The 21,918-nt window shown below is 70.0% G+C and carries 23 protein-coding genes; 14 read left to right on the top strand and 9 right to left on the bottom strand.

Annotation, left to right across the window (positions count from 1 at the left end; translation table 11 throughout):
* Nucleotides 1-86: 86 nt before the first annotated feature.
* Nucleotides 87-863 (top strand): enoyl-CoA hydratase-related protein, encoded by a 777-nt coding sequence (locus ILP86_RS02230; protein ID WP_046747679.1) that lies wholly within the window; start codon nucleotides 87-89, stop codon nucleotides 861-863.
* Between the two features lie 96 nt (nucleotides 864-959).
* Here the strand turns inward: ILP86_RS02230 and ILP86_RS02235 are convergent, their stop codons facing one another.
* Genes ILP86_RS02235 through ILP86_RS02245 form a run of 3 tightly spaced genes read right to left on the bottom strand, consistent with a single transcriptional unit; the run spans nucleotide 960 to nucleotide 2,408 of the window.
* The gene (locus ILP86_RS02235) at nucleotides 960-1,403 is read right to left on the bottom strand and encodes a YdeI/OmpD-associated family protein (RefSeq protein WP_061017017.1); all 444 of its coding nucleotides are present in this window, start codon (nucleotides 1,401-1,403) and stop codon (nucleotides 960-962) included.
* Nucleotides 1,400-1,912 carry an SRPBCC family protein gene (locus ILP86_RS02240; protein ID WP_230977796.1) on the bottom strand — a complete coding sequence of 171 codons (513 nt, stop codon included), beginning with the start codon at nucleotides 1,910-1,912 and terminating at the stop codon, nucleotides 1,400-1,402. The genes ILP86_RS02235 and ILP86_RS02240 overlap by 4 nt, the downstream gene beginning before the upstream one ends.
* Entirely contained in the window at nucleotides 1,872-2,408 is a 537-nt protein-coding gene (locus ILP86_RS02245; RefSeq protein WP_045264412.1) for a MarR family winged helix-turn-helix transcriptional regulator, read from the bottom strand. Before ILP86_RS02245 ends, ILP86_RS02240 begins: the two co-directional genes overlap by 41 nt.
* A 157-nt stretch (nucleotides 2,409-2,565) precedes the next feature.
* On the opposite strand from ILP86_RS02245, the gene ILP86_RS02250 reads away from it, so the two are divergent.
* From ILP86_RS02250 to ILP86_RS02270, 5 genes are read left to right on the top strand one after another with little or no spacing between them, the layout of a single operon-like run.
* The gene (locus tag ILP86_RS02250) at nucleotides 2,566-3,342 is read left to right on the top strand and encodes an electron transfer flavoprotein subunit beta/FixA family protein (RefSeq protein WP_058632939.1); all 777 of its coding nucleotides are present in this window, start codon (nucleotides 2,566-2,568) and stop codon (nucleotides 3,340-3,342) included.
* Nucleotide 3,343: 1 nt separating this feature from the next.
* Entirely contained in the window at nucleotides 3,344-4,315 is a 972-nt protein-coding gene (locus tag ILP86_RS02255) for an electron transfer flavoprotein subunit alpha/FixB family protein (protein WP_058632938.1), read from the top strand.
* Between the two features lie 2 nt (nucleotides 4,316-4,317).
* Nucleotides 4,318-6,042, top strand: a complete 1,725-nt coding sequence (locus ILP86_RS02260; RefSeq protein WP_193761272.1) for a cytochrome b/b6 domain-containing protein — start codon at nucleotides 4,318-4,320, stop codon at nucleotides 6,040-6,042.
* 4 nt (nucleotides 6,043-6,046) lie between these two features.
* A complete protein-coding gene (locus tag ILP86_RS02265) occupies nucleotides 6,047-6,505 on the top strand; it encodes an ASCH domain-containing protein (protein ID WP_193761273.1) in 459 nt (152 codons plus the stop codon).
* Between the two features lie 33 nt (nucleotides 6,506-6,538).
* A complete protein-coding gene (locus ILP86_RS02270) occupies nucleotides 6,539-7,690 on the top strand; it encodes an acetyl-CoA C-acetyltransferase (protein WP_193761274.1) in 1,152 nt (383 codons plus the stop codon).
* Between the two features lie 76 nt (nucleotides 7,691-7,766).
* On the opposite strand, the gene ILP86_RS02275 is transcribed toward ILP86_RS02270, so the two are convergent.
* Nucleotides 7,767-8,276, bottom strand: a complete 510-nt coding sequence (locus tag ILP86_RS02275) for a GNAT family N-acetyltransferase (RefSeq protein WP_045264712.1) — start codon at nucleotides 8,274-8,276, stop codon at nucleotides 7,767-7,769.
* A gap of 131 nt (nucleotides 8,277-8,407) precedes the next feature.
* Between ILP86_RS02275 and ILP86_RS02280 the strand changes: the two genes are divergently transcribed.
* Together ILP86_RS02280 and ILP86_RS02285 are read left to right on the top strand one after the other, a co-directional pair.
* On the top strand, nucleotides 8,408-8,968 hold the full coding sequence (locus ILP86_RS02280) for an acyl-CoA thioesterase (protein WP_058632957.1): 561 nt from the start codon (nucleotides 8,408-8,410) through the stop codon (nucleotides 8,966-8,968).
* A gap of 87 nt (nucleotides 8,969-9,055) precedes the next feature.
* Nucleotides 9,056-10,456: a hypothetical protein gene (locus tag ILP86_RS02285; protein WP_127012709.1), complete on the top strand. Its 1,401-nt coding sequence runs from the start codon at nucleotides 9,056-9,058 to the stop codon at nucleotides 10,454-10,456.
* On the opposite strand, the gene ILP86_RS02290 is transcribed toward ILP86_RS02285, so the two are convergent.
* From ILP86_RS02290 to ILP86_RS02300, 3 genes are read right to left on the bottom strand one after another with little or no spacing between them, the layout of a single operon-like run.
* The gene (locus ILP86_RS02290; RefSeq protein ID WP_147251399.1) at nucleotides 10,411-11,010 is read right to left on the bottom strand and encodes a hypothetical protein; all 600 of its coding nucleotides are present in this window, start codon (nucleotides 11,008-11,010) and stop codon (nucleotides 10,411-10,413) included. The two genes, ILP86_RS02285 and ILP86_RS02290, sit on opposite strands and share 46 nt — an antisense overlap.
* A complete protein-coding gene (locus ILP86_RS02295; RefSeq protein ID WP_061017035.1) occupies nucleotides 11,007-11,567 on the bottom strand; it encodes a hypothetical protein in 561 nt (186 codons plus the stop codon). Before ILP86_RS02295 ends, ILP86_RS02290 begins: the two co-directional genes overlap by 4 nt.
* Nucleotides 11,564-12,259: a hypothetical protein gene (locus ILP86_RS02300; protein WP_127012707.1), complete on the bottom strand. Its 696-nt coding sequence runs from the start codon at nucleotides 12,257-12,259 to the stop codon at nucleotides 11,564-11,566. Before ILP86_RS02300 ends, ILP86_RS02295 begins: the two co-directional genes overlap by 4 nt.
* A 180-nt stretch (nucleotides 12,260-12,439) precedes the next feature.
* Here ILP86_RS02300 and ILP86_RS02305 point away from each other — a divergent pair, with 180 nt between their 5' ends.
* From ILP86_RS02305 to rocD, 6 genes are all read left to right on the top strand, one after another.
* Nucleotides 12,440-16,090, top strand: a complete 3,651-nt coding sequence (locus ILP86_RS02305) for a bifunctional proline dehydrogenase/L-glutamate gamma-semialdehyde dehydrogenase (RefSeq protein ID WP_193761275.1) — start codon at nucleotides 12,440-12,442, stop codon at nucleotides 16,088-16,090.
* A 51-nt stretch (nucleotides 16,091-16,141) separates the two neighbouring features.
* Nucleotides 16,142-16,606 (top strand): hypothetical protein, encoded by a 465-nt coding sequence (locus ILP86_RS02310; RefSeq protein WP_258546558.1) that lies wholly within the window; start codon nucleotides 16,142-16,144, stop codon nucleotides 16,604-16,606.
* Nucleotides 16,606-16,836, top strand: coding sequence for a helix-turn-helix transcriptional regulator (locus tag ILP86_RS02315; protein ID WP_113681843.1), 231 nt, complete (start codon nucleotides 16,606-16,608; stop codon nucleotides 16,834-16,836). Before ILP86_RS02310 ends, ILP86_RS02315 begins: the two co-directional genes overlap by 1 nt.
* The gene (locus ILP86_RS02320; RefSeq protein ID WP_061017042.1) at nucleotides 16,833-17,849 is read left to right on the top strand and encodes an NAD(P)-dependent alcohol dehydrogenase; all 1,017 of its coding nucleotides are present in this window, start codon (nucleotides 16,833-16,835) and stop codon (nucleotides 17,847-17,849) included. The genes ILP86_RS02315 and ILP86_RS02320 overlap by 4 nt, the downstream gene beginning before the upstream one ends.
* 215 nt (nucleotides 17,850-18,064) lie before the next feature.
* Nucleotides 18,065-18,943, top strand: coding sequence for a dimethylargininase (ddaH, locus tag ILP86_RS02325; protein WP_046747564.1), 879 nt, complete (start codon nucleotides 18,065-18,067; stop codon nucleotides 18,941-18,943).
* Between the two features lie 23 nt (nucleotides 18,944-18,966).
* Entirely contained in the window at nucleotides 18,967-20,145 is a 1,179-nt protein-coding gene (gene rocD, locus ILP86_RS02330; RefSeq protein ID WP_374706389.1) for an ornithine--oxo-acid transaminase, read from the top strand.
* Nucleotides 20,146-20,232: 87 nt separating this feature from the next.
* Here rocD and ILP86_RS02335 read toward each other — a convergent pair whose 3' ends face one another.
* Together ILP86_RS02335 and ILP86_RS02340 are read right to left on the bottom strand one after the other, a co-directional pair.
* The gene (locus ILP86_RS02335; protein WP_045264425.1) at nucleotides 20,233-20,520 is read right to left on the bottom strand and encodes a hypothetical protein; all 288 of its coding nucleotides are present in this window, start codon (nucleotides 20,518-20,520) and stop codon (nucleotides 20,233-20,235) included.
* A gap of 62 nt (nucleotides 20,521-20,582) precedes the next feature.
* Nucleotides 20,583-21,917 (bottom strand): MFS transporter, encoded by a 1,335-nt coding sequence (locus ILP86_RS02340; protein WP_082108607.1) that lies wholly within the window; start codon nucleotides 21,915-21,917, stop codon nucleotides 20,583-20,585.
* Nucleotide 21,918 lies beyond the last annotated feature (1 nt).

Genomic DNA, 21,918 nt, shown 5'->3' on the forward strand with positions numbered 1-21,918 from the left:
GGTTCCATCGGGCACCTGAGAGCCACCATTTGCGCGATTCGAACGCAGGGGTGAAGGTGGAACGCAACCACGACGGAGAGGGCGACATGACCGAGTACGAGACGATCCTGGTCGAGCAGCGCGGACGGGTGGGGTGGATCACCCTGAACCGGCCGGAAGCGCTGAATGCGTTGAACAGCAGAATCGCCGAGGAGGTGACCGCCGCCGCGCTCGCTTTCGATGCGGACGAGGGCGTCGGCGCGATCGTGGTCACCGGGTCGGAGAAGGCGTTCGCCGCGGGTGCCGACATCAAGGAGATGGAGGGCATGTCGGCGGCGCAGATGCTCGAGACCGATCACTTCGGTGTGTGGCATGAGTTCGCCGCGGTGCGCACCCCCGTGATCGCGGCCGTCTCCGGGTTCGCGCTGGGCGGCGGGTGCGAGCTGGCCATGATGTGCGACATCATCCTCGCGGCCGACAACGCCAAGTTCGGGCAGCCCGAGATCAACCTCGGCGTGATCCCCGGCATGGGTGGCACGCAGCGTCTGATCCGTGCAGTCGGCTACTACAAAGCAGCCGAGCTCGTGCTCTCCGGCCGGTTCATGGGGGCGGAGGAGGCCGAGCGCTCCGGCCTCGTGTCCCGTGTCGTGCCGACCGCGGAGCTCCTGACCGAGGCGACGAAACTCGCCGACACCATCGCCTCGAAGTCGCTCCCGTCCGTGTTCGCCGCCAAGGCCGCGCTGGACGCGGCGATGGAGACGACCCTCGCCGAAGGGCTCGCGCACGAGAAGCAGGCGTTCGCCGCGCTGTTCGACACCGCGGATCAGAAGGAGGGCATGTCGGCCTTCCGGGAGAAGCGGTCACCGGACTTCCAGAACCGCTGACCGCTCGTGGACAACTCCGCAGAACTGAGGACGCCATGCCGGAAGCGGCGCTCTGCGTGGTGCCCGATGAGTACTTCTGCGGAGTTCGTCACGCCGTCAGCTGCGGAGTGCGTCGACGATCTTCGTGATCCGGCGTTCGCGCGTCGCCTCCTGCTTCGCCTCGGCCACACTTCGCGCGTGCTCCTTGCGCACCGAGTACGACAGGGCGTCGAAGGCGGAGCGCAGTGCGGGGTCGGCGTCCAACGCGGCGGCGAGCTCGGGCGGAACGTCGACCGTGCGCTCGGCCGCATCCACTCTGATCACGGCGTCGATCTCCTGGCCGATGTCGAGCCCCAGGTCGGCGCGGACGGCCTTGCTGAAGCCGATCATGTTCTCGCTGCCCATGCGTGCCAAGCGCAAACGCGCGGTGCGCCCACCGATCGTCACGGCCACGGGGAACGCCTTGCCCGCACCCAGGGACGCGACCTGATCGTCGGTGAGCAGGATGGCCGCCGCGGGGCCGCGGCCGGTGAGGACGGTGTGCAGGCGCAGTTCGCTCATGCCGAAAGAGTACGCCCGGGCTCCCCGAACTCGGCGGCGAGAATCGCGTTGCGCTCGGAGATCAGGCGGCGCATGTACCTGCCGAGGACCAACGCGTCGACCAGCCGACCGAGCGGACCGAACGGTGAGCGGAACGTCACGGTGTCGCGCATGAGCGTGCCGTCCGGATGCTCCTCGAAGCGGTGCTCGTGCAAAAACGCGGCGAACGGCCCGGCGATCTGCCGATCCGAGAACCCGTGCGGCGGATCGACGTCGAACACCCGCGAGCGCAGTCGGAACGGGATGCCGAAGTGGCGTGCTCGCCAGGTCGCCGTCGTCCCCTCGGTGAAGACGCCGCCCGCCGGCGCCTCGACCATCGTCTCGCCGAATCGGGCCATGCTCTTCACGTGCAGTTCGGGGTCGAGCGAGGCGGCGAACACCTCGGCGGGCGGCGCGCCGATGACCGTCTCGAGCGCGAACCGCGGCATGTCAGAGCGCTTCGGGCTGCGGACGCGGGTCGGCGAAGTCACCGGCGTCCTTGCGCAGCCGGGCCACGATCGCCACGAGCTCCGCCGCGTCGTCGCGGCTCAGGCCGGGCTCGGCGAAGACGTCGGCGTTGAGAGCCCGGGTGGCGCGCTCCACGAGTTCCCGACCGGATTCGGTCAGCACGAGGAGTGCGGCGCGTCCGTCGTGCGGGTGCGGCTCACGCGCGATCAGACCATCGCGGACCAGACGCTCGGCCGTGCTCGTGACCGTGGTCGGGTGCACCTGGAGGCGGGCGACCACGCTGGACAGCGGAAGGCTGCCCGCGCGGCTGAACGCGAGCAGTCGCAGCACCTCGTAGCGGGCGAAGCTCAGGGCGAACGGCTTGAGCGCCGCGTCGACGCGTGCGAGCAGCAGCTGCTGGGCCCGCATGACCGAGGTGACCAGGGCCATGCCGTCGGCGGCCTCCGTCCATCCGTGCGCGAGCCACTGCCGCTTCGCCTCGGCGAGCGGATCGATGGGGAGCGGACGGGGTCTGGCCATCTCTCTACGGTAGTGGCGGGAGTGCGGGGCGCGGCGACGGCGCGCGACGCACTCGGTCTCGGCACATCTCAGCCCTGGTCAGCGCTGAGTCTCAGTCGCAAGTGGGTTGGTACTCAGTATCGCGGTCTAGAATTGCAGGAGTCGTGAGGAGCAATCGATGAAGATCTTCGTCCTGGTCAAAGAGGTGCCGGACACCTATGGCGATCGCAAGCTGAATCTCGAGACCGGACTCGCCGATCGCGCGGCGGGCGACGTCGTGCTCGACGAGATCACCGAGCGGGCCCTCGAGGTCGCGCTCAGCTACGCCGACAAGAACGACGGCACCGAGGTGGTCGCGGTCTCGATGGCTCCGGAGAGCTCGACCGCGTCCGTGCGCAGGGCTCTCGCGATCGGTGCCGGATCCGCCGTGCACATCGCCGATGAGCAGCTCACCGGCGCCGATCTCGGACTCACCGCCGAGGTACTGGCCGCAGCCATCCGCCGCGGCGCTCCCGACCTCGTCATCACCGGCAACCTGTCGACGGACGGCTCCGGTGGAGTGATCCCCGCGATGCTCGCCGAGCACCTCGGATTCGCCCAGGCCACCGCTCTCACCTCGGTCGAGATCGCCCCCGACGGCATCTCCGGAGTGCGAGGCGCCGACGCCGGGAGCCAGCCGGTCTCGGCGCCGCTGCCCGCCGTGATCTCCATCACCGAGGCGCTCCCCGACGCACGCTTCCCGAACTTCAAGGGCATCATGGCGGCGAAGAAGAAGCCGCTCGAGGTGCTCTCCCTCGCCGACCTCGACGTCTCGGCCGATCCGTCCGTCGCCCCGCGCACCATCATGACCGCGGTGGCGGAGAAGCCCCCGCGCGCGGCCGGAGTGAAGATCATCGACGAGGGCGACGCCGCCGACAAGCTCGTCGACTACCTCGTGCAGAACAGGCTGGTGTGAGATGACCTCTTCCGAGAACCCGATCCTCGTCCTCGTCGACATCGACCCCTCCGGTTACGTCGCGACCAGCACGGCCGCCCTCATCGGCGCCGCCTCCACGATCGGTTCGCCGGTGGCCCTGATCGTCGGCGGCGGTCCCGCGGCCGTGGATCAGGCAGCGGCGGCGGGGGCATCCGTGGTGCTGACCGCCGACGGGGACCCGGCTGCGCTCACGGTGCCGATCGTCGACGCACTGCAGGCAGCCGCAGCCCAGGTGCGACCCGATGCCGTCCTCATCTCGAACTCGATCTCCGGCCGCGACGTCGCCGGGCGCTTCGCGGTGCGCACGAAGAGTGCGCTGTCGGTCGATGCCGTCGGGGTCTCGCGCGATGACGAAGGCGTCGTGGCCCACCACTCGGTCTACGGCGGGGCGTACCTGGTCGATTCGGCTCCCACGTTCGGGACTCCGGTGATCACGGTGCGTCAGGGAGCTGTCGACGCGCGCGCCGAAGCCGTCGCATCGCACTCGGTCGAGGTGCTCGATGTCACTCCGTCCGGGGCCGTCGCGGCCACGGCGGGCCCGGTCGAGGCGGTGGAGGTCGCCTCCTCCCGTCCCGAGCTGCGGGGAGCCACGAAGGTGGTCTCCGGTGGCCGAGGTCTCGCGTCGAAGGAGAAGTTCGTGCTCGTCGAAGAGCTCGCCGACGCGCTCGGCGCGGCCGTCGGTGCCTCGCGCGCGGCCGTCGACGCGGGCTACATCCCGCAGTCCCATCAGGTCGGACAGACCGGCGTCTCGGTGTCGCCGCAGCTGTATGTCGCACTCGGCATATCCGGAGCGATCCAGCACCGCGCGGGCATGCAGACATCGAAGAACATCATCGCCATCAACAAGGACGCGGATGCGCCGATCTTCGACGTCGCGGACTTCGGCATCGTCGGCGATGTGTTCACCGTGGTCCCACAGGTGATCGCGGCACTCGAGGCACGGAAGAAGTAGCTATGGCGACGCGGATGCTGCGACGCGGTCTGCCGCGCGTGCCTGGAGGAGATCCCTGGCCTCCCGCTGATGCGGTGGCGGAGGATGCCACGGTGGATGATCGGGCGGCGGACGCGGTGACGAGCGCGGCGCCCGACGAGCCCGCGACAATTCCGGAGGTCGCGGTGTCTTCGGACGTTGACGTGCCTGTCCGGGCCACCGGCCCCGGCGGCCCGGCATCGCCGGCGACCGTGACGGCTGCTGTTGCAGCGGCCGCTCCGGCAACGGCCGGTGGGGCAGCGCGGATCCGTCGCGGTCTGCCGCGTGTGCCGGGCGGGGAGCCTTGGCCGCCGTCGACGTCGCCGACCGCTCCCACTTCTCCCGCCGAGGTGCCCGAACCCGCTGCGGCAGTACCCGCTCCCTCTCCGGGGTCGGCGGTGTCGGACCCCGTGCCGGCTGCGTCAGCATCCGTGCCAGCGCCCGCGGCGTCGACCGCCACAGCGGACATCTCTGCGGCAGAGACCTCCGCCCCCGTCGCGGTGGCCACGGCCGACGGCACCGGTGTCCGACGCGGCTTGCCTCGTGTCGCCGGCGGAGACCCGTGGCCGCCCGCCGACACTGTTCCCCTCTCTGCTGCCGCCCCAGCCGAGCCCGTCGCGCCCGAGCCCGTCGCGCCCGAGTCCGTCGTGCCGGCCGCAGTCGTTCCCGTCGCGGCTGCCGCGACTCCTGCCGTTGCGACCGGACCGTCGTCCGTGCTCGCCGACGTCTCGACTCCGCTCCCGTGGACGCAGACCGTGTGGAACGGACGAGCGCCCCGACGCCTCCCACAGACGTCGGCCCCGACGACCGGCCGCCCGCGCCCGACGTGGACCCAGGTGATCGGCGTGCTGTTCGGAGCCGCTGCGCTCGGGGTGCTCGCCGGAGCCGCCATCGCGTTCGTGCGCACGCTCCTGAGCTTCCCGTTCATGCAGGACTTCCTGGCGGCCTTCCCCGGCGAGTACGAGCCCGGGATCGCCGTCGAGCCGGGATTCGCCCCGTGGATCGGGTGGCAGCACTTCTTCAACATGTTCCTGATGGTGCTGATCATCCGCTCGGGGTTGCAGGTGCGCACCGAGAAGCGCCCGACGGTCTTCTGGACCCCTCGCAACAACGCGAAGGGCAAGATCAGCCTCAACCTGTGGTTCCACCAGTCGCTCGACATCCTGTGGCTCGTCAACGGCGTGATCTTCGTCGTGCTGCTGTTCGTCACGGGGCACTGGGTGCGCATCGTCCCGACCAGCTGGGAGGTGTTCCCGAACGCCCTCTCGGCGGCCCTGCAGTACATCTCGTTCGATTGGCCGCACGAGAACGGCTGGAACAACTACAACAGCCTGCAGCAGCTCGCCTACTTCGCCACCGTGTTCATCGCGGCGCCGCTCGCCGCGATCACCGGCTTCCGCATGTCGGGGCTGTGGCCGAAGAAGGCCGAGAAGCTGTCGAAGGCGTACCCGGTCGAGTGGGCGCGGGCGCTGCACTTCCCGATCATGCTGTACTTTGTGGCGTTCATCATCGCGCACGTGGCGCTCGTCATGTTGACCGGGTTCCTGCGCAACCTGAACCACATGTTCGCGTCGCAGGACGCGGTGACGTGGACCGGATTCTGGGTGTTCATCCTGTCGCTCGTGGTGATCGCAATCGGATGGGCGGCTGCGCGTCCGCTCGTGCTCGCCCCCATCGCCAAGGTGTTCGGCAAGGTCTCGGGTCGGTGAGCAGATGAGCGACGAGGTCATCGCCGAATACTGGCGCACCGTGCGGACCGCCCTGCCTCACCTCCCGGAGACGCGGCCGGACGCCTGGGGGTTCGGGGCGACGCCCGAGCACGCCGACGAGTTGCTGGCACTCGTGCTCGACGGCATCAAGGTCGGCACCGCGTCGTCCCTCTGGGATTACGACGCGACCGGCGACCCTCTCCCCGCTGTGGGCGAGCTCAGCATCATCCTGGACGGCACCGGCGCCCCGCGGGCTGTGATCGAGACCACGACGATCGACATCACGCCGTTCGACGAGGTCGACGAGGCCCATGCCTTCGCCGAGGGGGAGGGCGACCGCACGCTGACGCACTGGCGCGAGGTGCACGAACGCTACTGGCGCACCCACTCCGAGAACCCGCGCGGCTACGAACCGGACATGCCGGTGGTCTGCGAGCGGTTCCGGCTGGTGTTCCCGGCCTAGAGAGTCCCGAGGGACTGGAGGAGAGGCGCGATCATGGCTGAGGCATACATCGTCGACGCGGTCCGTTCGCCGGTCGGCAGGCGCGGCGGATCGCTCGCCGAGGTCCACCCTGTGGACCTCGGCGCCCACAGCCTTCGGGCGCTCGTCGACCGGACGGGGATCGACCCCGGTGCGGTGGACGACGTGATCCTGGGCGTCATCGACGCGATCGGCGGCCAATCCGGCAACGTGGCCAGGACGGCCCTGCTCGCCGCCGGATTCCCCGAGCACGTTCCCGGGGTGACCATCGACCGGCAGTGCGGGTCGAGCCAGCAGGCCGTGCACTTCGCGGCGCAGGCCGTGATGAGCGGCACGAGCGACCTCGTGATCGCGGGCGGACTGCAGAACATGTCGCAGGTGCCGTTGACCGCCGCGGCCACCGTGGGGGAGTCCTACGGCTTCACCACGCCGTACGCGCAGTCGCCCGCCTGGACCGACCGCTACGGCGATCAGGAGATCTCGCAGTTCGCCGGTGCCGAGCTGATCGCCGAGAAGTGGGACATCTCCCGCGAGGAGATGGAGCGGTTCGCCCTGGAGAGCCATCGTCGTGCAGCCCTGGCGCAGGACGAGGGTCGCTTCATCGGCGAGATCGCTCCGCTGAACGGTCTCGACCACGACGAGGGTGTGCGCCGCGACACGACGCTGGAGCGGATGGCGGGGCTCGCGCCGCTGCGGGAGGGTGGACGGATCACCGCCGCCGTGTCGTCGCAGATCAGCGATGCGTCCAGCGCCGTGCTCATCGCCAGCGGGCAGGCCGTGCGTGACCACGGGCTCTCGCCCCGTGCCCGCATCCATCAGATGACGGTGCGCGGCGACAGTCCGATCCTCATGCTCACCGCTCCGATCCCCGCCACGAAGCTCGCGCTGGAGCGCGCGGGGATGCGGGTCTCCGACATCGACCTGTTCGAGGTGAACGAGGCCTTCGCTCCCGTGGTGCTCGCCTGGATGCGCGAGCTCGATGCTCCGCACGAGAGGGTGAACGTCAACGGCGGAGCCATCGCGCTCGGTCACCCCATCGGCGCGACCGGGACCAGGCTGATGACCACGATGCTCAACGAGCTCGAACGCACGGGCGGACGCTACGGTCTGCAGGCCATGTGCGAGGGCGGCGGGGTCGCGAACGTGACCATCGTCGAACGGCTCTGACGCCCCTGATCCCGCGGTGACGACAGAGCGGGCCGCCTCCCGGAGGAGACGGCCCGCTCTGCACGTGCTCGGAGGGTCAGGGGCGGACGAAGCGCACTTCGGTCAGCGTCTCGCCCAGGAACGGCTCGGTGTGCGATGCGCCGTCGAGGTGGAAACCGTTGCGGGTGTAGAACCGGTGCGCGCGAGGGTTGTCCTCGGCGACCCACAGGTACAGCGGCTCGTCCTTCTCCACGGCGGCGTCGAACAGCTTCTGGCCGATGCCGGTGGAGTGATAGGCGTCGAGCAGGTAGATGAAGTAGAGCTCGCGGAACGCCGGAGCGTCCTTGTCGCGGGCGGGGCCGGAGCCGACGAAGCCCACGATCTCCCCGTCGACCAGCGCGGCGTTCATCTTGAACTCGGGGCCCTGCGAGGCCCAGTGCGTCCACAGTTCGGCCATGCGGCGGGGCGAGACCTTCTCCAGCGCCGCCTTGCTGATCAGGTGGTCGTAGGTCTCGTGCCAGCACTGCGCATGCACGCGACCGAGGGCTTCCGCATCCACATCACGGACCGGACGGACGATGACTTCAGGCTGGGCTTCGGCGCTCATGGTCGTGACTCTACGCGCGGCGTCCGCGAAGGGGAAATCGAGGGGATGTCCGATGACACCCTTCCCGCGGTCATGGAGGTTTCGCACAACGATGTTCGCCGATCGTGCACTCCTGGCTACGATCGATGCTCGTGAACGTGATCTGGCGGACCCTCCTGGTGATCCTCGGTGCTCGCCGCCGCGTGCGACGGGGGAAGGCCCTCGACCCCACCGCCGTCGGCAGCATCACCCTGACCACGCTGCCCACCGACATCGACATCCTGCGCCATATGAACAACGGCCGCTACCTGTCGTTGTTCGACCTCGGGCGCTGGGACCTGCTCATCCGCACCGGACTGTTCGATGCGATGAAGGACCGGGGCTGGTATGCGGTCGTCTCCAGCGAGACGATCACGTTCCGCAAGTCGCTGCAGCTCTGGCAGCGGTTCGAGGTGCAGTCGCGTTTCATCGGGCACGACGACAAGGCGCTCTTCATGGAGCACCGCGCCGTCGTGGACGGCGAGGTCTACGCACGGGCGATCGTGCGGGCCAGGATGCTGCGACGCACCGGAGGGACCGTCAGCAACGAGGAGCTTTTCGCGGCCGTGGGCAAGCCGGAGGGTGTTCCGGAGATCGACGCCTGGGTGCACGACTGGGCAGCGGCCTCGGCGCTTCCTCCCGTGCGGGCGAAGGCCCCGAGCGTCTGGGGCTGAGCGTCTGGGGCTGAGTTCGAAAACCCCTAGGGGCTGAGCGGCAGAGGAACGTTCTCTCCGTCCGCACCGGCGCGGTAGCTTAGGCGTGTGCTGGCGATCCTGACGACGACCGGGCGAGTGCTGTGGCGGCACTGGCCTGCGCTGATGGCGTGGTACCTCGCGGGCGTCCTGGTGCACTACGGGGTCACAGAGATCGCCGGCTTCATCGGAGCCTCGTCGGCGACGTTGGGCTTCCTGGTGCTGCCGATCGCGATCCTCGCCCGGCTGGTGAGCCTGGTGGCGATGTTCCTCGTGCTGCGCGACGGTCTGCGCAACCTGCAGGAGGTGGCACCGCTGCCGGAGTCGCCGGTGGAGCGTCGGCGTACTTTCCTCTCGGCCCTTCTCGCCGGCATCCTGCCGTTCTTCGCGGTGTACTGGGCGCAGGGGCTGCTCGGCGAGGACGTGCGGGCTTACTCGCTCCGCGCTCTCGAGGTGCGCAACGGCATCGTGTGGACGGCGAGCGTGAACGGCGAGCCGCCCGTGAGCTCGGACGACACCGTGCTCAACCTGCCGATCAACGTGTGGACCATCGCGATCATCGTGCTCGCGTTCGCCGGTCGATGGGCGTGGTCGAAGTGGTCGCCGAAGCTCGCGGCCTGGTTGTCGCCGGTGGCGGTGTACTTCGAGGTCGTCTGGGTCTTCTTCTCGGTGATGGTGCTCGGCGACATCTTCGACGCGATCAAGGCCTGGGTCGACAGTCGCGCGGCGATGGCGTACCTCGAGACGGTGCGGGAGGGCATCCTCGACGCCGTGGCTCCCCTGCGCTGGCTGTGGGAGGGGATCGGCTGGGTCCTCTCCGAGGCGGGCCCCGTGCTGCTGGCGCCGCTGGCCTGGCTCACGATCGCCGGAGTCGTCTTCGGACAGGCGATCGTCGCCGAGAAGCTGCGCGTCGAGAGTGAACTCGTCTCGCGGTTCCGTCAGCACACGGAGGCGATCCCCAACCCCCTGGTGCGACGGCTGCGCGACCTCGGCGACGAGCTGGGAGCGCGCTTCCGGCCGATCGGTCGCGCCCTGCTGCTGATGTGGCGAGCGGGTCCCCTGCTGGTCGCCTCCTACGCGCTGCTCTACGTGGCGGTGAAGGCGCTCGAATCGGTCCTCGGCTTCGGTGTCACCCGGCTGATCGGACCGCAGGACTACGTGTTCTGGGCGGTCGCGGCCCCGCTCGTCTCCCTCGTGCCGCTCCTGCTCATCGAACCCCTCCGCATCGCCGTGATCAGCGGCGCCTACGACGCCACGCTCGGACGGCTGCGACGTCGCCAGCAGGCGCGGCCGGACGCCTCGGCCTCCACGGAGGCGGAAGCGGAGATGCGTGCCGTCGCGGATGCGGCCGGACTGCTGCCCTCGTCGGTCGATGCGGTGGCAGCCGCTGTGGTCTCGGCGCCGCCTCGTGACGCCGTCGGCGGTCAGGGTTCGAACTCGAACCTCACGAACGAGCCGCCGGCGCGATAGGGCCGGATGTCGACCCAAAACGGGCCCTCCACGTCGGCAGGAACCACGAACGGCACGATCAACTCGTAAGGGCTCGCCTGCTCGCTGAGGCACGTCTCGGGCTCGTCGGCGCTCCAGTCGAGTCCGATCTCGGCGCGCACCGGACTCCACTCCCGCCCCGTCGACTGCTCCACGAGCACGGGAGCCTCGCACCCGACGCCCTCGGCCTCCGGGTCCACGGGCACCGCGACCGCGATCAGCCGCGTCTTCTCCGGTACGTCGAGGCCGGAGACGTCGTCGATCTCCCCGCCGCGGATCGGGCCCCAGGCTGCGCCGGCGAGGTCCGTCGTCTCGTCTTCCGGCACGACCACCGGGGCGACCGCGCGGGCACCGAACCCGAAGTACTGGTACCACTCCTGCCAACCCACGGCGGCCGCCGTCGCGGGCACGAGGAGGGCGAGTGCGATCAGGGCGACGGTGTTGCGCCGCCACCAGGAATCGCGCTTCGTCGGAACAGCTGCGGCTGCGGGGTCTTCCTGAGGGGCGGGAGGAAAGAGCGGAGGAGGGATCGTCATCGCGCCCACCCGTTCTCGACCAGGAGCACCTCGGCCTCGACGGGGAGAGTCGCCAGGTCGATCGGCAGGTCGATCACGCCGTCGCGCAGCACCTCGAAGCCGCCCGATCCCGGCACGCCCAGGCGCAGGGTGGCCCTGTCACCCACGACGTCGTCGGGGAGCTCGAACGCCAGACTGCCGCTGCGGGGAACCGCGGTGACCAGACGCTGAGCGAGGAAGGTGGTTCCGCGATCCGTGGCGCTGAACGTGCGCTCGCCGATCGTGAGCTCGGCGAGCCTGAGGGTGCTCAACCGCTGCGTGACCCCGCTCGCGGCGTCGAGGTCGATCACGAGCCAGGTGCCCTCGGCGGACCAGCCCTCGGCATCGGTGACCCGATTCGTGAGATGGACATCGGTCACGGTCGCGACGAGGTTGCGTGTGACGGCCTCCTCGCCGATCTGCGCGACCGCGGGGAAGGGGGCATCCGGAGCGTCGTCGGGGAGCGTGACCTTGACGAGGACCCACGCGCACGCGAGCAGCGCCGTGGTGAGCAGCCAGACGAGCACGTGCTTCTTCATCCGGCGCTCACCTCCTCGATCGTGGTCGTCAGCGTCGCGCCGACGCGGGGATCGTTCCAGTAGTCGCCGCGGATCAGGCTCTGCCCGACGTAGTGGTCGGAGTCGGGGAGGGTGAGCGAGACCTCGTCGCCGTCGCGGAAGTCGTCCGGTCCCACGGCCCAGGTGATCAGCACACGGGCCGGAACGTCGGGCTGGAGCGTGGGCGCGAGCTTTCCGTCGTCGGCGCGCGACACCACCCCCTTGGCATCGAGCCCTTCGATGCGGATGCCGTCCAGGAGAGGAGACACCTTCGCGGGTGATCCGGAAGCACGCGGCTGCGAGAAGGTGTTCACCACGTCCACGGTCACGACGAGCAGGCGCTCCCCCTTCTCCTCGTCGGGATAGATCGCCGCCATTCCGCGCTCGTCGCGCAGCTCGACGCCCACCACGGTCATCTCGAATTCGGAGCCGGAGAACGTCTCGCCGATCGTGAGATCGGGGATCGGGTCGACCGCGGCGGCCTCGAGGCCGCCGAACAGGGCGGTGGTCGCCAACAGCGCCGCCCCCGCGCCGGTGATCAACCACGAGGTCGGGATGAGGTCGATGCTGCGCCGCGCCCACCCCAGCACCTTCGCGCGGGCTCCCGCGTTCGAGGCGGTGACCTCCGCCTCACCGCGCGATGCGGAGGTGCTGTCGGGCGGGGTCGTGGTCACGGCAACAGCTTAGGACCGCGCCGTTCGGCGGTGCGGCATGATTCGCACCCCGCCCGGCCGCGCTCCTCCGCTCCGGGGCCGCACCGGGCGGCGAGAACGGCCGCATGCGAAGCGGACGCGGATGGCGGAAAGCGGCGGCGCGGCGCGGAATCCGGGGTGTCCAGACCTAGGCTGAAATCCATGGCAGACCTCCCGCCGGATGCCGTGGCATCCGCATCCCTCGCAGACCGTGCCGTCGAGCTGGCTCGGCGGTGGACGATCGAGGCCGCGGCCACAGAACCAGACCCTGCCGCCGCCCGGCTCGCCGGAGTGCTGCAGGACGCGAACGGACTCCCGTTCACCCTGGGGTTCGTCGACGGCGTCATGCGTCCGGAGAGCCTGACCGCCGCGGCCTCGCAGCTGCACCGCATCGCCCCGATCGTGCCCGAGTTCCTGCCCTGGTACCTGCGCTCGGTGGTGCGCCTGGGTGGCGGGGTCGCGCAGATCCTCCCGACGCCCGTGGTGCCGATCGCCCGTCGGGTGCTCCGGGACATGGTGGGGCACCTGGTCGTCGATGCGCGCCCTGCCAAGCTCGGCGCCGCGATCGAGCGGATCCGCGCCGACGGCTCCCGGCTCAACCTCAACCTGCTCGGCGAGGCCGTGCTCGGGGAGGCGGAGGCCCGACGACGGCTCGACGGCATCCACGCGCTCGTCCGCCGTCCGGACGTGGACTACGTCTCGGTGAAGGTCTCGGCGATCATCAGCCACCTGTCGATGTGGGCTTTCGACGAGGTCGTCGACGAGGTGGTAGAGCGGCTCCTTCCGCTGTATCTCGCGGCGGCGGCCGACGGCACCTTCATCAACCTGGACATGGAGGAGTACCGCGACCTCGACCTCACGATCGCCGTCTTCACGCGCATCCTCGAGGACCCCCGACTGGCCGGGCTCGAAGCCGGGATCGTGCTGCAGGCGTACCTGCCGGACGCGCTGCCCGCCCTGCAGGAGCTCGCCGCGTGGGCGCAGGACCGCGTGGCGCACGGCGGCGCCCGCATCAAGGTGCGTCTCGTGAAGGGGGCGAACCTCGCGATGGAGCACGTCGAGGCGCGGATGCACGGGTGGACGCCTGCGACCTACGACACCAAGCTCGACACCGACGCGAACTACCTGCGCTGCCTCGACTGGGCGCTGCGGCCGGAGCACACGGCTGCGGTGAAGATCGGCGTCGCGGGGCACAACCTCTTCGGCATCGCCTACGCCTGGCTGCTGGCGGGCGAGCGGGGCGTGCGGGAGGCCGTGGAGTTCGAGATGCTGCTCGGCATGGCCCAGGGGCAGGTGCGAGCCGTCTCGCGCGAGGTCGGACCGGTGCTGCTCTACGTGCCGGTGGTGGAGCCAGCGGAGTTCGACGTGGCCATCAGCTACCTGGTGCGCCGGCTCGAGGAGAACGCCTCGCCGGACAACTTCCTCTCCGCCGCCTTCCGGCTCGGCGAGGACGAGTCGCTGTTCGTCCGCGAGCAGGATCGCTTCCTCGATGCGCTCGACAGGGCGGGCGACCCGACGCTGCGCATCGGACCCCGTCGCACGCAGGACCGTCTCGCCCCCGTGCACGAGTCGCTGCGCCCTGCACCCGTCGCCCCGGTGCCGGAGACCGACCTGACCAAGGCGGTGCTCGGCATCTCCCGCGGCTCGGACGACGGCGGCCGGGAGGCGTTCCTGGAGACCGCGGTCTACTCCGCCCGCGAGCTGGAGCAGGACACCGGCGGAGCCCCGGGCTTCGCGAACACCGTCGACAGCGACCCCGCGCTTCCCGCCAACCGCGAATGGGCGCGCGAGGTGCGCGAGCGCATCGCGACCTCCGACCTGGGGTCTGCCACGATCGCGGCGGCGCAGGTGTCCGATGCGGACGAGCTCGAGCGGGTCGTGCACGGTGTGCGTCGCGCGGCCCCGGCCTGGGGCGGGCGACCTGCCGCCGAGCGTGCCGAGGTGCTGTTGCGTGCCGCGGCTGCACTCGAGGCCCGTCGCGGAGACCTCATCGAGGTCGCGGCCTCCGAGACCGGCAAGGTCTTCGCAGAAGCCGACATCGAGGTGAGCGAGGCCGTCGACTTCGCGCGCTACTACGCAGCCAAGGCCAGGGAGCTCGACGCGATCGCCGGCGCCGTGTTCGTCCCGGCATCCGTCACGGTCGTCACGCCGCCCTGGAACTTCCCCGTCGCCATTCCCGCCGGAGGAGTGCTCGCCGCGCTCGCCGCAGGTTCCGGTGTGGTCTTCAAGCCCGCACCACAGGCCCGTCGCTGTGCGGCGGTGATCGCCGAGACGCTGTGGGAGGCAGGGATCCCCCGCGACCTGTTGGCGCTCGTCGACGTCGAAGAGGGGGAGCTCGGCCGCGAGCTGATCACGCACGCGGCGGTCGACCGGGTGATCCTCACCGGCGCGTGGGACACGGCGGCGCTGTTCCGCTCCTGGCGCCCGGATCTGCCGCTGCTCGCGGAGACCAGCGGCAAGAACGCGATCATCATCACGCCCTCCGCCGATCTCGACCTCGCGGTCGCCGACCTCGTCAAGAGCGCCTTCGGACATGCCGGGCAGAAGTGCTCGGCGGCGTCGCTCGCGATCCTCGTGGGGCCGGTCGGACGCTCGGCCCGGTTCGCCCGCCAGTTGGCCGACGCCGTGCGCTCGCTGCACGTCGGTCCTCCTACCGATCCGCTGGCCGAGGTGGGGCCGGTGATCGAGCAGCCGCAGGGCAAGCTCGCCTGGGCGCTGAGTGAGCTCGAGGGCGACGAGCAGTGGCTGATCGAGCCGTCTCTCGCCGCGGCGGACGACGGCAGCCGACGGCTTTGGCGTCCCGGCGTGCGCGTCGGGGTGCAACCGGGATCGCGTTTCCACACCGAGGAGTTCTTCGGCCCCGTGCTCGGGGTGATGCACGCCCCGACCCTCGCGCGCGCCGTGGAGATGCAGAACGCCGTCGCCTACGGACTCACCGCAGGGCTGCACACCCAGGATCCGGAGGAGCTGTCGTACTGGCTCGACCGGGTGCAGGCGGGCAATCTCTACGTGAATCGCGGCATCACCGGCGCGATCGTGCAGCGTCAGCCCTTCGGCGGCTGGAAGCGCTCCTCGGTCGGCCCCGGCGCGAAGGCGGGTGGGCCCAACTATCTCATCGGCCTGGGATCGTGGCGCTCGCAGTCGGCAGGGCCGGCCTCCAGCACCCTGCACCTGCGCGGGCTCGATTCGCGCATCACCGCGGTGATCGAGGCGGCACAGTCCTCGCTCGCGTATGAGTCGTTCGAGTGGCTGCGGCGCTCGGCTCTCTCGGATGCGCTGGCCTGGGATCGGGAGTTCGGCCAGGTGCGCGACGTGTCGCGTCTGGGAGTCGAGCGCAACCTGTTCCGATATCGCCCCGTGCCCGTCGAAGTGCGCGCGACCGACGACGCCGCGCTGCACGACCTGCTGCGCGTGGTGATCGCCGGGGTGCGCTCCGGCGCCAGGTTCGTCATCTCCACCCCTTCCGGATTGCCCGCCGAGGTGCGCCGAGCGCTCGGAGACCTCGACGCCCCGGTGTTCCTCGAGAGCGACGACGAGTGGTTGCAGCGGCTGCTCCGTCAGGACGCCGACCTCGAAGGCGTCACACTGCCGGCGAGCGATCGAGTGCGACTGGTCGGCGGTCGTGAGGGTGTCGCCGCTCTCCGCGCGAAGCTGGCCTCGGCTTCCGCTGGCGATCCCGACCTCGCGGTGTACGACGGCGAGGTGACGGCGGCCGCCCGCATCGAGCTGCTGCCGTTCGTGCACGAGCAGTCGATCTCGATCACCGCGCACCGCTACGGCAACCTCGACGCGTGGAGCAGCGACGTGATCTGAGCCGCATGTAAAGAATTCTTGACACACCTGGTAAGCGGTCGTACGCTGAGCGTGTCAAGAATCTTTTACATCGGAGGCGTCGTGGTCTACGAAGAGCGCAATGCGTGGGCGGGACTCATCGTGAGCCCCATCGTGATGGTCGTGTACGTCGTGCTGGTCCTCCAGCAGGCTGGAGGAGGGCCGCTCACCGATGTGGACTGGTTCCCGCTCATGCTGTGGGTGATCGGCGGGGGCATCGTCGCGACCATCGTGCTCAGCGTCGTCTGGGGCATGATCGCCGGAATGCGCGACCCCGACGGTGTAGGGCGCTCCGACATCCGCGACCGCGACATCAGCCGCATGGGTGGGCGGGTGGAGCAGGCCTTCATCGTGATCGCCGGCCTCGGGGTGATCGCGCTGTGCGCTGTCGGGGCCGACGTCTTCTGGATCGCGAACACCATGTTCGCGGGCTTCGCGGTAGCCGCGCTCGTCGGCGGTGTCGCCAGGGTGATCGCCTACCGGCGAGGCCTCGTCTGATGGTCAAGCCCACTCTCGTCTCCAACACCATCCGCGCTCATCGCGAGAGGGCGGGACTCACTCAGGCCGAGCTCGCGCGCACGGTCGGCGTGACGCGCCAGACGCTCATCGCCATCGAACAGCAGAGGTACTCGCCGACGCTCGAACTCGCCTTCCAGATCGCCCGTGCGTTCGGCGTGGGCCTCGACGACATCTTCGAGTATCCCGACACGTCAGGAGCAGCATCATGAGCCGGTCGATGAAGGCGTGGACCAGGAAGACGTACGGGCCCGCCGACGGCGTCGCCCTCGAACACACCTCGATGCCGGTTCCTCGACGCGGCGAGGTGCTGCTGCGCGTGCGCGCCACGGCCCTGAACGCGGGCGACGTGCGTCTTCTGCTCGGCGATCCGCTGCTCGTGCGGCCGGTGTTCGGGCTGACACGTCCGAAGCACCCGGTGCGCGGCATGGAGGTCGCTGGCACCGTGGTGGCGCTCGGGGCCGATGTCGTCGGTGCTGAGGTCGGCGAAGAGGTGGTCGGTGAGCTCGTCGGCGGGGGAGGGCTCGGCGAGTATGTCCGGGTTCCCGCCGCTCGGCTGGTGCCGATCCCCACCGACATCGCGGCAGACACCGCTGCCTGCCTGCCGGTCGCCGGTGGTACCGCCTGGCAGGCCCTCGACCTCGCCGGGGTCGGACTCGCAGACGGTGGCCACGCGGCGGGTGGGGCGCCGCGCGTGCTGATCATCGGTGCATCCGGAGGCGTCGGCACGTTCGCCGTGCAGCTCGCGACTCTCCGCGGAGCCGAGGTATGGGCGACCTGTCGCGACCGCAACGCGCCGCTGATCGAGCAGCTCGGCGCGGTGCGCACGTTCGACCACAGGGAGTCGCCGTTGAGCACGCTCGCGGACGGCCGATTCGACGCGATCATCGACATCGCGGGAGGGATGCCGCTGCGCGAGCTGAAGCGTCTCGTCGTTCCCGGCGGCACAGTCGTGCTGGTCACCGGCGACGGCGGCCATGTGCTCGGCCCCGTCCCACGGATGCTGCGCGCGGTGTTCCTGTCGATCGGCTCGCGGAGCATCCGACCGCTCGCCGCGACGCCACGCCCCGAGGTGCTGGCGAAGCTGCTCGACCTCGTGGCCGAGGGGCGGATCGTCCCCGTCATCGAGCGCGAGTATCCCTTCGCCGAGGCATCGGCGGCTCTCTCCCGACTGGAAGCCGGCCACACGGTGGGCAAGCTCGTGGTCGCCGGCACCGCGGTCTGAGCGCTCATCGGCGGTGTTCTGGTGCCGCACCGACAGCGGTGTGGCGGAGCACCCCCCCACCGCGCTCTGGCGGTGCACAGGGGGCGGGTGACAGAATGGACCCCGGCGTGCCCGAGTCGCATCTTCCCCGACGCCCGCTCGATCGAGCGAAGGGTCGAAGGACCGCCGGGCCCCTGGACAGCGTCCGCCGCGCCCGTCCTCCGAGGAGAGCTCCCATGTCGACGCCTGAAGCCGCCGTCTCCACCGCCCCCGCCCGCACCGCGCACCACCGCCACTACCTGATGTGCAAGCCGGAGCACTTCACCGTCAACTACTCCATCAATCCGTGGATGGAGCCGTCGAAGCCCACCGACACCGCGAAGGCGGTCGCGCAGTGGCAGAAGCTCCACGACCTGTACGTCGAGCTGGGCCACGACGTCGAGCTCATCGAGCCGCTCGCCGGATACCCCGACATGGTCTACACGGCCAACGGCGGGTTCCTCATCGACGGCCGCGCCTATGTGCCCGAGTTCCGCTTCGTCGAGCGCCAGGGCGAGGCTCCCGCCTTCGCCGACTGGTTCCGCGGCGCGGGCTACGACACCGTGATGCCGAAGGAGGTCAACGAGGGCGAGGGCGACTTCCTGCTCGTCGGTGACGTGATCCTCGCCGGCACCGGCTTCCGCTCGACCGGCGACAGTCACCGCGAGGTCGGCGAGGTCTTCGGCCGCGAGGTCGTGTCGCTCAACCTGGTCGACCCGCGCTTCTACCACCTCGACACCGCGATCGCCGTGCTCGATCCGGTGCAGGGTCTCGAGAACGGCGGCCCGGAGCACGCGAACATCGCGTACCTCCCCGGTGCCTTCGACGACGCGAGCCGCGCCGAGCTCGAGAAGCGCTTCCCCGACGCGATCCTGGTGTCGGACGAGGACGGCTCGGTGTTCGGTCTGAACTCGGCGAGCGACGGCTACAACGTGATCATCTCCCCGCGCGCGAAGGGCTTCGAGAAGCAGCTGCGCGAGCGCGGTTACAACCCGATCATGATCGACCTTTCCGAGCTGCTGCTCGGCGGCGGCGGCATCAAGTGCTGCACGCTCGAGCTTCGGGGCGCGAAGTGACCGCGCTGGAGGCAGGAGCCGATGTGAACACCGAGCCGCACGTCGCACACAACTACCACCCGCTGCCAGTGAACATCGCCCGCGCAGAGGGCGCGTGGGTGACGGATGTCGAGGGCAAGCGCTACCTCGATCTGCTCGCCGCGTATTCCGCCGTGAACTTCGGACACCGGCACCCGGCACTCGTCGCCGCGCTCACCGAGCAGCTCGGGCGGGTCACGCTCGTCAGCCGTGCGTTCCAGAGCGACCGCCTCGAACCGTTCGCCGCGGCGCTGGCGGAGCTCGCCGGCAAAGACCTCGTGCTGCCGATGAACACCGGTGCCGAAGCCGTCGAGACCGGCATCAAGGTCGCCCGCGCGTGGGGCTACCGCGTCAAGGGCATCGCCGAGGGCAGGGCACGCATCATCGTCGCGGCCGGGAACTTCCACGGACGCACGACCACGATCGTCAGCTTCAGCGACGACGAGCAGGCGCGCGACGACTTCGGGCCCTACACGCCCGGCTTCGACGTCGTGCCGTACGGCGACGCGGACGCCATCGCCGCAGCCATCACCGACGACACTGCCGCCGTGCTCGTGGAGCCGATCCAGGGCGAGGCAGGGGTCGTGATCCCGCCGGAGGGATACCTGCGCCGCATCCGCGAGATCTGCGATGAGAAGAACGTGCTGTTCATCGCCGACGAGATCCAGGCCGGTCTCGGTCGCGTGGGGGAGACTTTCGCATGTGACCGCGAGGGCGTCGTGCCCGACCTGTACCTGCTCGGTAAGGCTTTGGGCGGCGGCATCCTCCCGGTCTCGGCCGTGGTCGGCGACTCCGATGTGCTCGGTGTGATCCGTCCCGGCGAGCACGGCTCGACGTTCGGCGGCAACCCGCTCGCCGCAGCCGTGGGCCTGCGCGTCGTCGAGATGTTGCAGACGGGGGAGTTCCAGGAGCGCGCCCGTGCGCTGGGAGCCCATCTGGAGCAGGCGCTGCAGCCGCTGATCGGCCACGGCGTCACGGCCGTGCGCATCGCGGGACTCTGGGCCGGGGTCGACATCGACCCCGCGAACGGCACAGGGCGGGAGATCGCCGAGAAGCTGCTCGAACGCGGCGTGCTCGTGAAGGACACGCATGGACAGACGGTGCGCATCGCGCCGCCGCTGGTGATCCGTGCGACCGAGCTCGACTGGGCGGTGGAGCAGCTCAAGCTCGTGCTGGGCGCCTGACCGACCCGCCGACACGGACAGCGCCACCGCTGTCACGGCCGTCGACTGGGGATGAGACGGCTGGCGGTGGCGCTGTCCTCGTGCCGCTCAGGCCGGTGGGGAATCCGGGTCGAGCGTCTTGAGGGTGTCCTCTTCGGCGGCGTTGTCGGCGTCGAGCTGGTCCTCGGTGTTCTCGTCGCCGCCGAGGGCCGCACGATGGCCCTGGCCGGCGTCGCCCTGGATGGCTCCTCCGGTGGACTCGCCGCGCGAGGCATCACCCTGGATGGCTCCGCCGGTGCCGTCGCCCTGGCCGGAGTCCTCGTCCGGTGCTCCGACTCCGGGTGCGCCCTCTGCCGGGTCCTGCGGGTGGGGGGTGCGTTCCGTGTTCTCGTCCATGCGACGACGCTACGTCGGGTGCGGCCCTCCGCAGAGGGCATTGACAAACAGGCCGAGGATGCTCAGTCGTCGGGGTCGCGCCGCTTGGCGGTGCGGATCGGCGTGGTCACGGCGGCCTCGTCGCTGAACTCGATCGGGTCGACCTCGATCACGCTGAGCGGGCGGGTCTCGTCGAGTGTGAGCAGGAAGCGGCGGTTCTCGTCGCGTCGCAGGCGCCCGGACGTCGCCACCCAGATCACGCCGATCGCACAGGCGACGAATCCGGCCGTGCCGCCGAGCATGATCGCAGCGCGCGGCCCGAACGTGTCGGCGACCCACCCCGCGATCGGAGCGCCCACCGGGGTCGAGCCCATGATCACCGCCATGTAGAGCGCGAGCACACGGCCGCGCAGGGCGGGATCGGTGGTGATCTGCACGTAGCCGTTGGCGGTGGTGAGCAGCGTCACGATCATGAAGCCGGTGAACGTCAGGGTCACGGCGTACGACGCGTAGCTGGGCATCACGGACGACACGAAGGCGGCGATCCCGAACCCGCCGGCAGCCAGGATCACCACCCGTACCCGGGCCCGGTCGCGACGTGCGGCCAGCAGGGCGCCGATCAGCGACCCGATGGCCAGCACCGAGCTGAGCACACCGTATCCGTCGGCTCCCGCACCGAACTCGAGTGCCATGGTCGAGGCGAAGATCGGGAAGTTCATGCCGAAGGCGCCGATCAGGAAGACCGTGACGAAGACGACCTTCAGGTCGCTGCGTCCCCATACGTACCGGAAGCCGGCTGCCAGGCCACCGCGGCTGCGGTTCTTCAGCCGAGGGGCGAGCAGGCTGCGCCGCATCAACAGGAGCGCGAGGAGCATCGCCAGGAAGGTCGCGGCGTTCACGATGAACACCCAGCCCGAGCCGATCGCCACGATCAGCAGGCCTCCGACGGCCGGCCCCACCATGCGGGCGAGGTTGAACGACGCCGAGTTGAGGGCCACCGCGTTCGAGGTGTCGCCGGTGGAGACCATGTCCGAGACGAACGCCTGCCTGGCCGGGGCGTCGAAGGCGTTCACGATGCCGAATCCGAGGGCGAACCCGAACATCATCGGCAGCGTCATGAGGTCGTTGAGCAGCAGCACACCGACCGCGATGGCCAGGGCCAGCAATGCCGACTGTGTCGCGAAGAGGATGTGCCGGCGGTCGAAGCGGTCGGCCACCCACCCCGTCATGCTCACGAGCACGAGGGGAGGCCCGAACTGCAGGGCCATGGTGACGCCCATCGCCGTGGCGTCGTTGTCGGTGAGCTCGGTGAGCACCACCCAGTCCTGCGCGGTGGCCTGCATCCATCCGCCGACGTTGGAGATCAGGGCGCCCGCGAACCAGATCCGGTAGTTGATGTTCGCGAACGAGCGGAACATG

This window comes from Microbacterium sp. R1, assembly GCF_015159725.1.
GTDB classification, from domain to species: Bacteria; Actinomycetota; Actinomycetes; order Actinomycetales; family Microbacteriaceae; genus Microbacterium; species Microbacterium oxydans.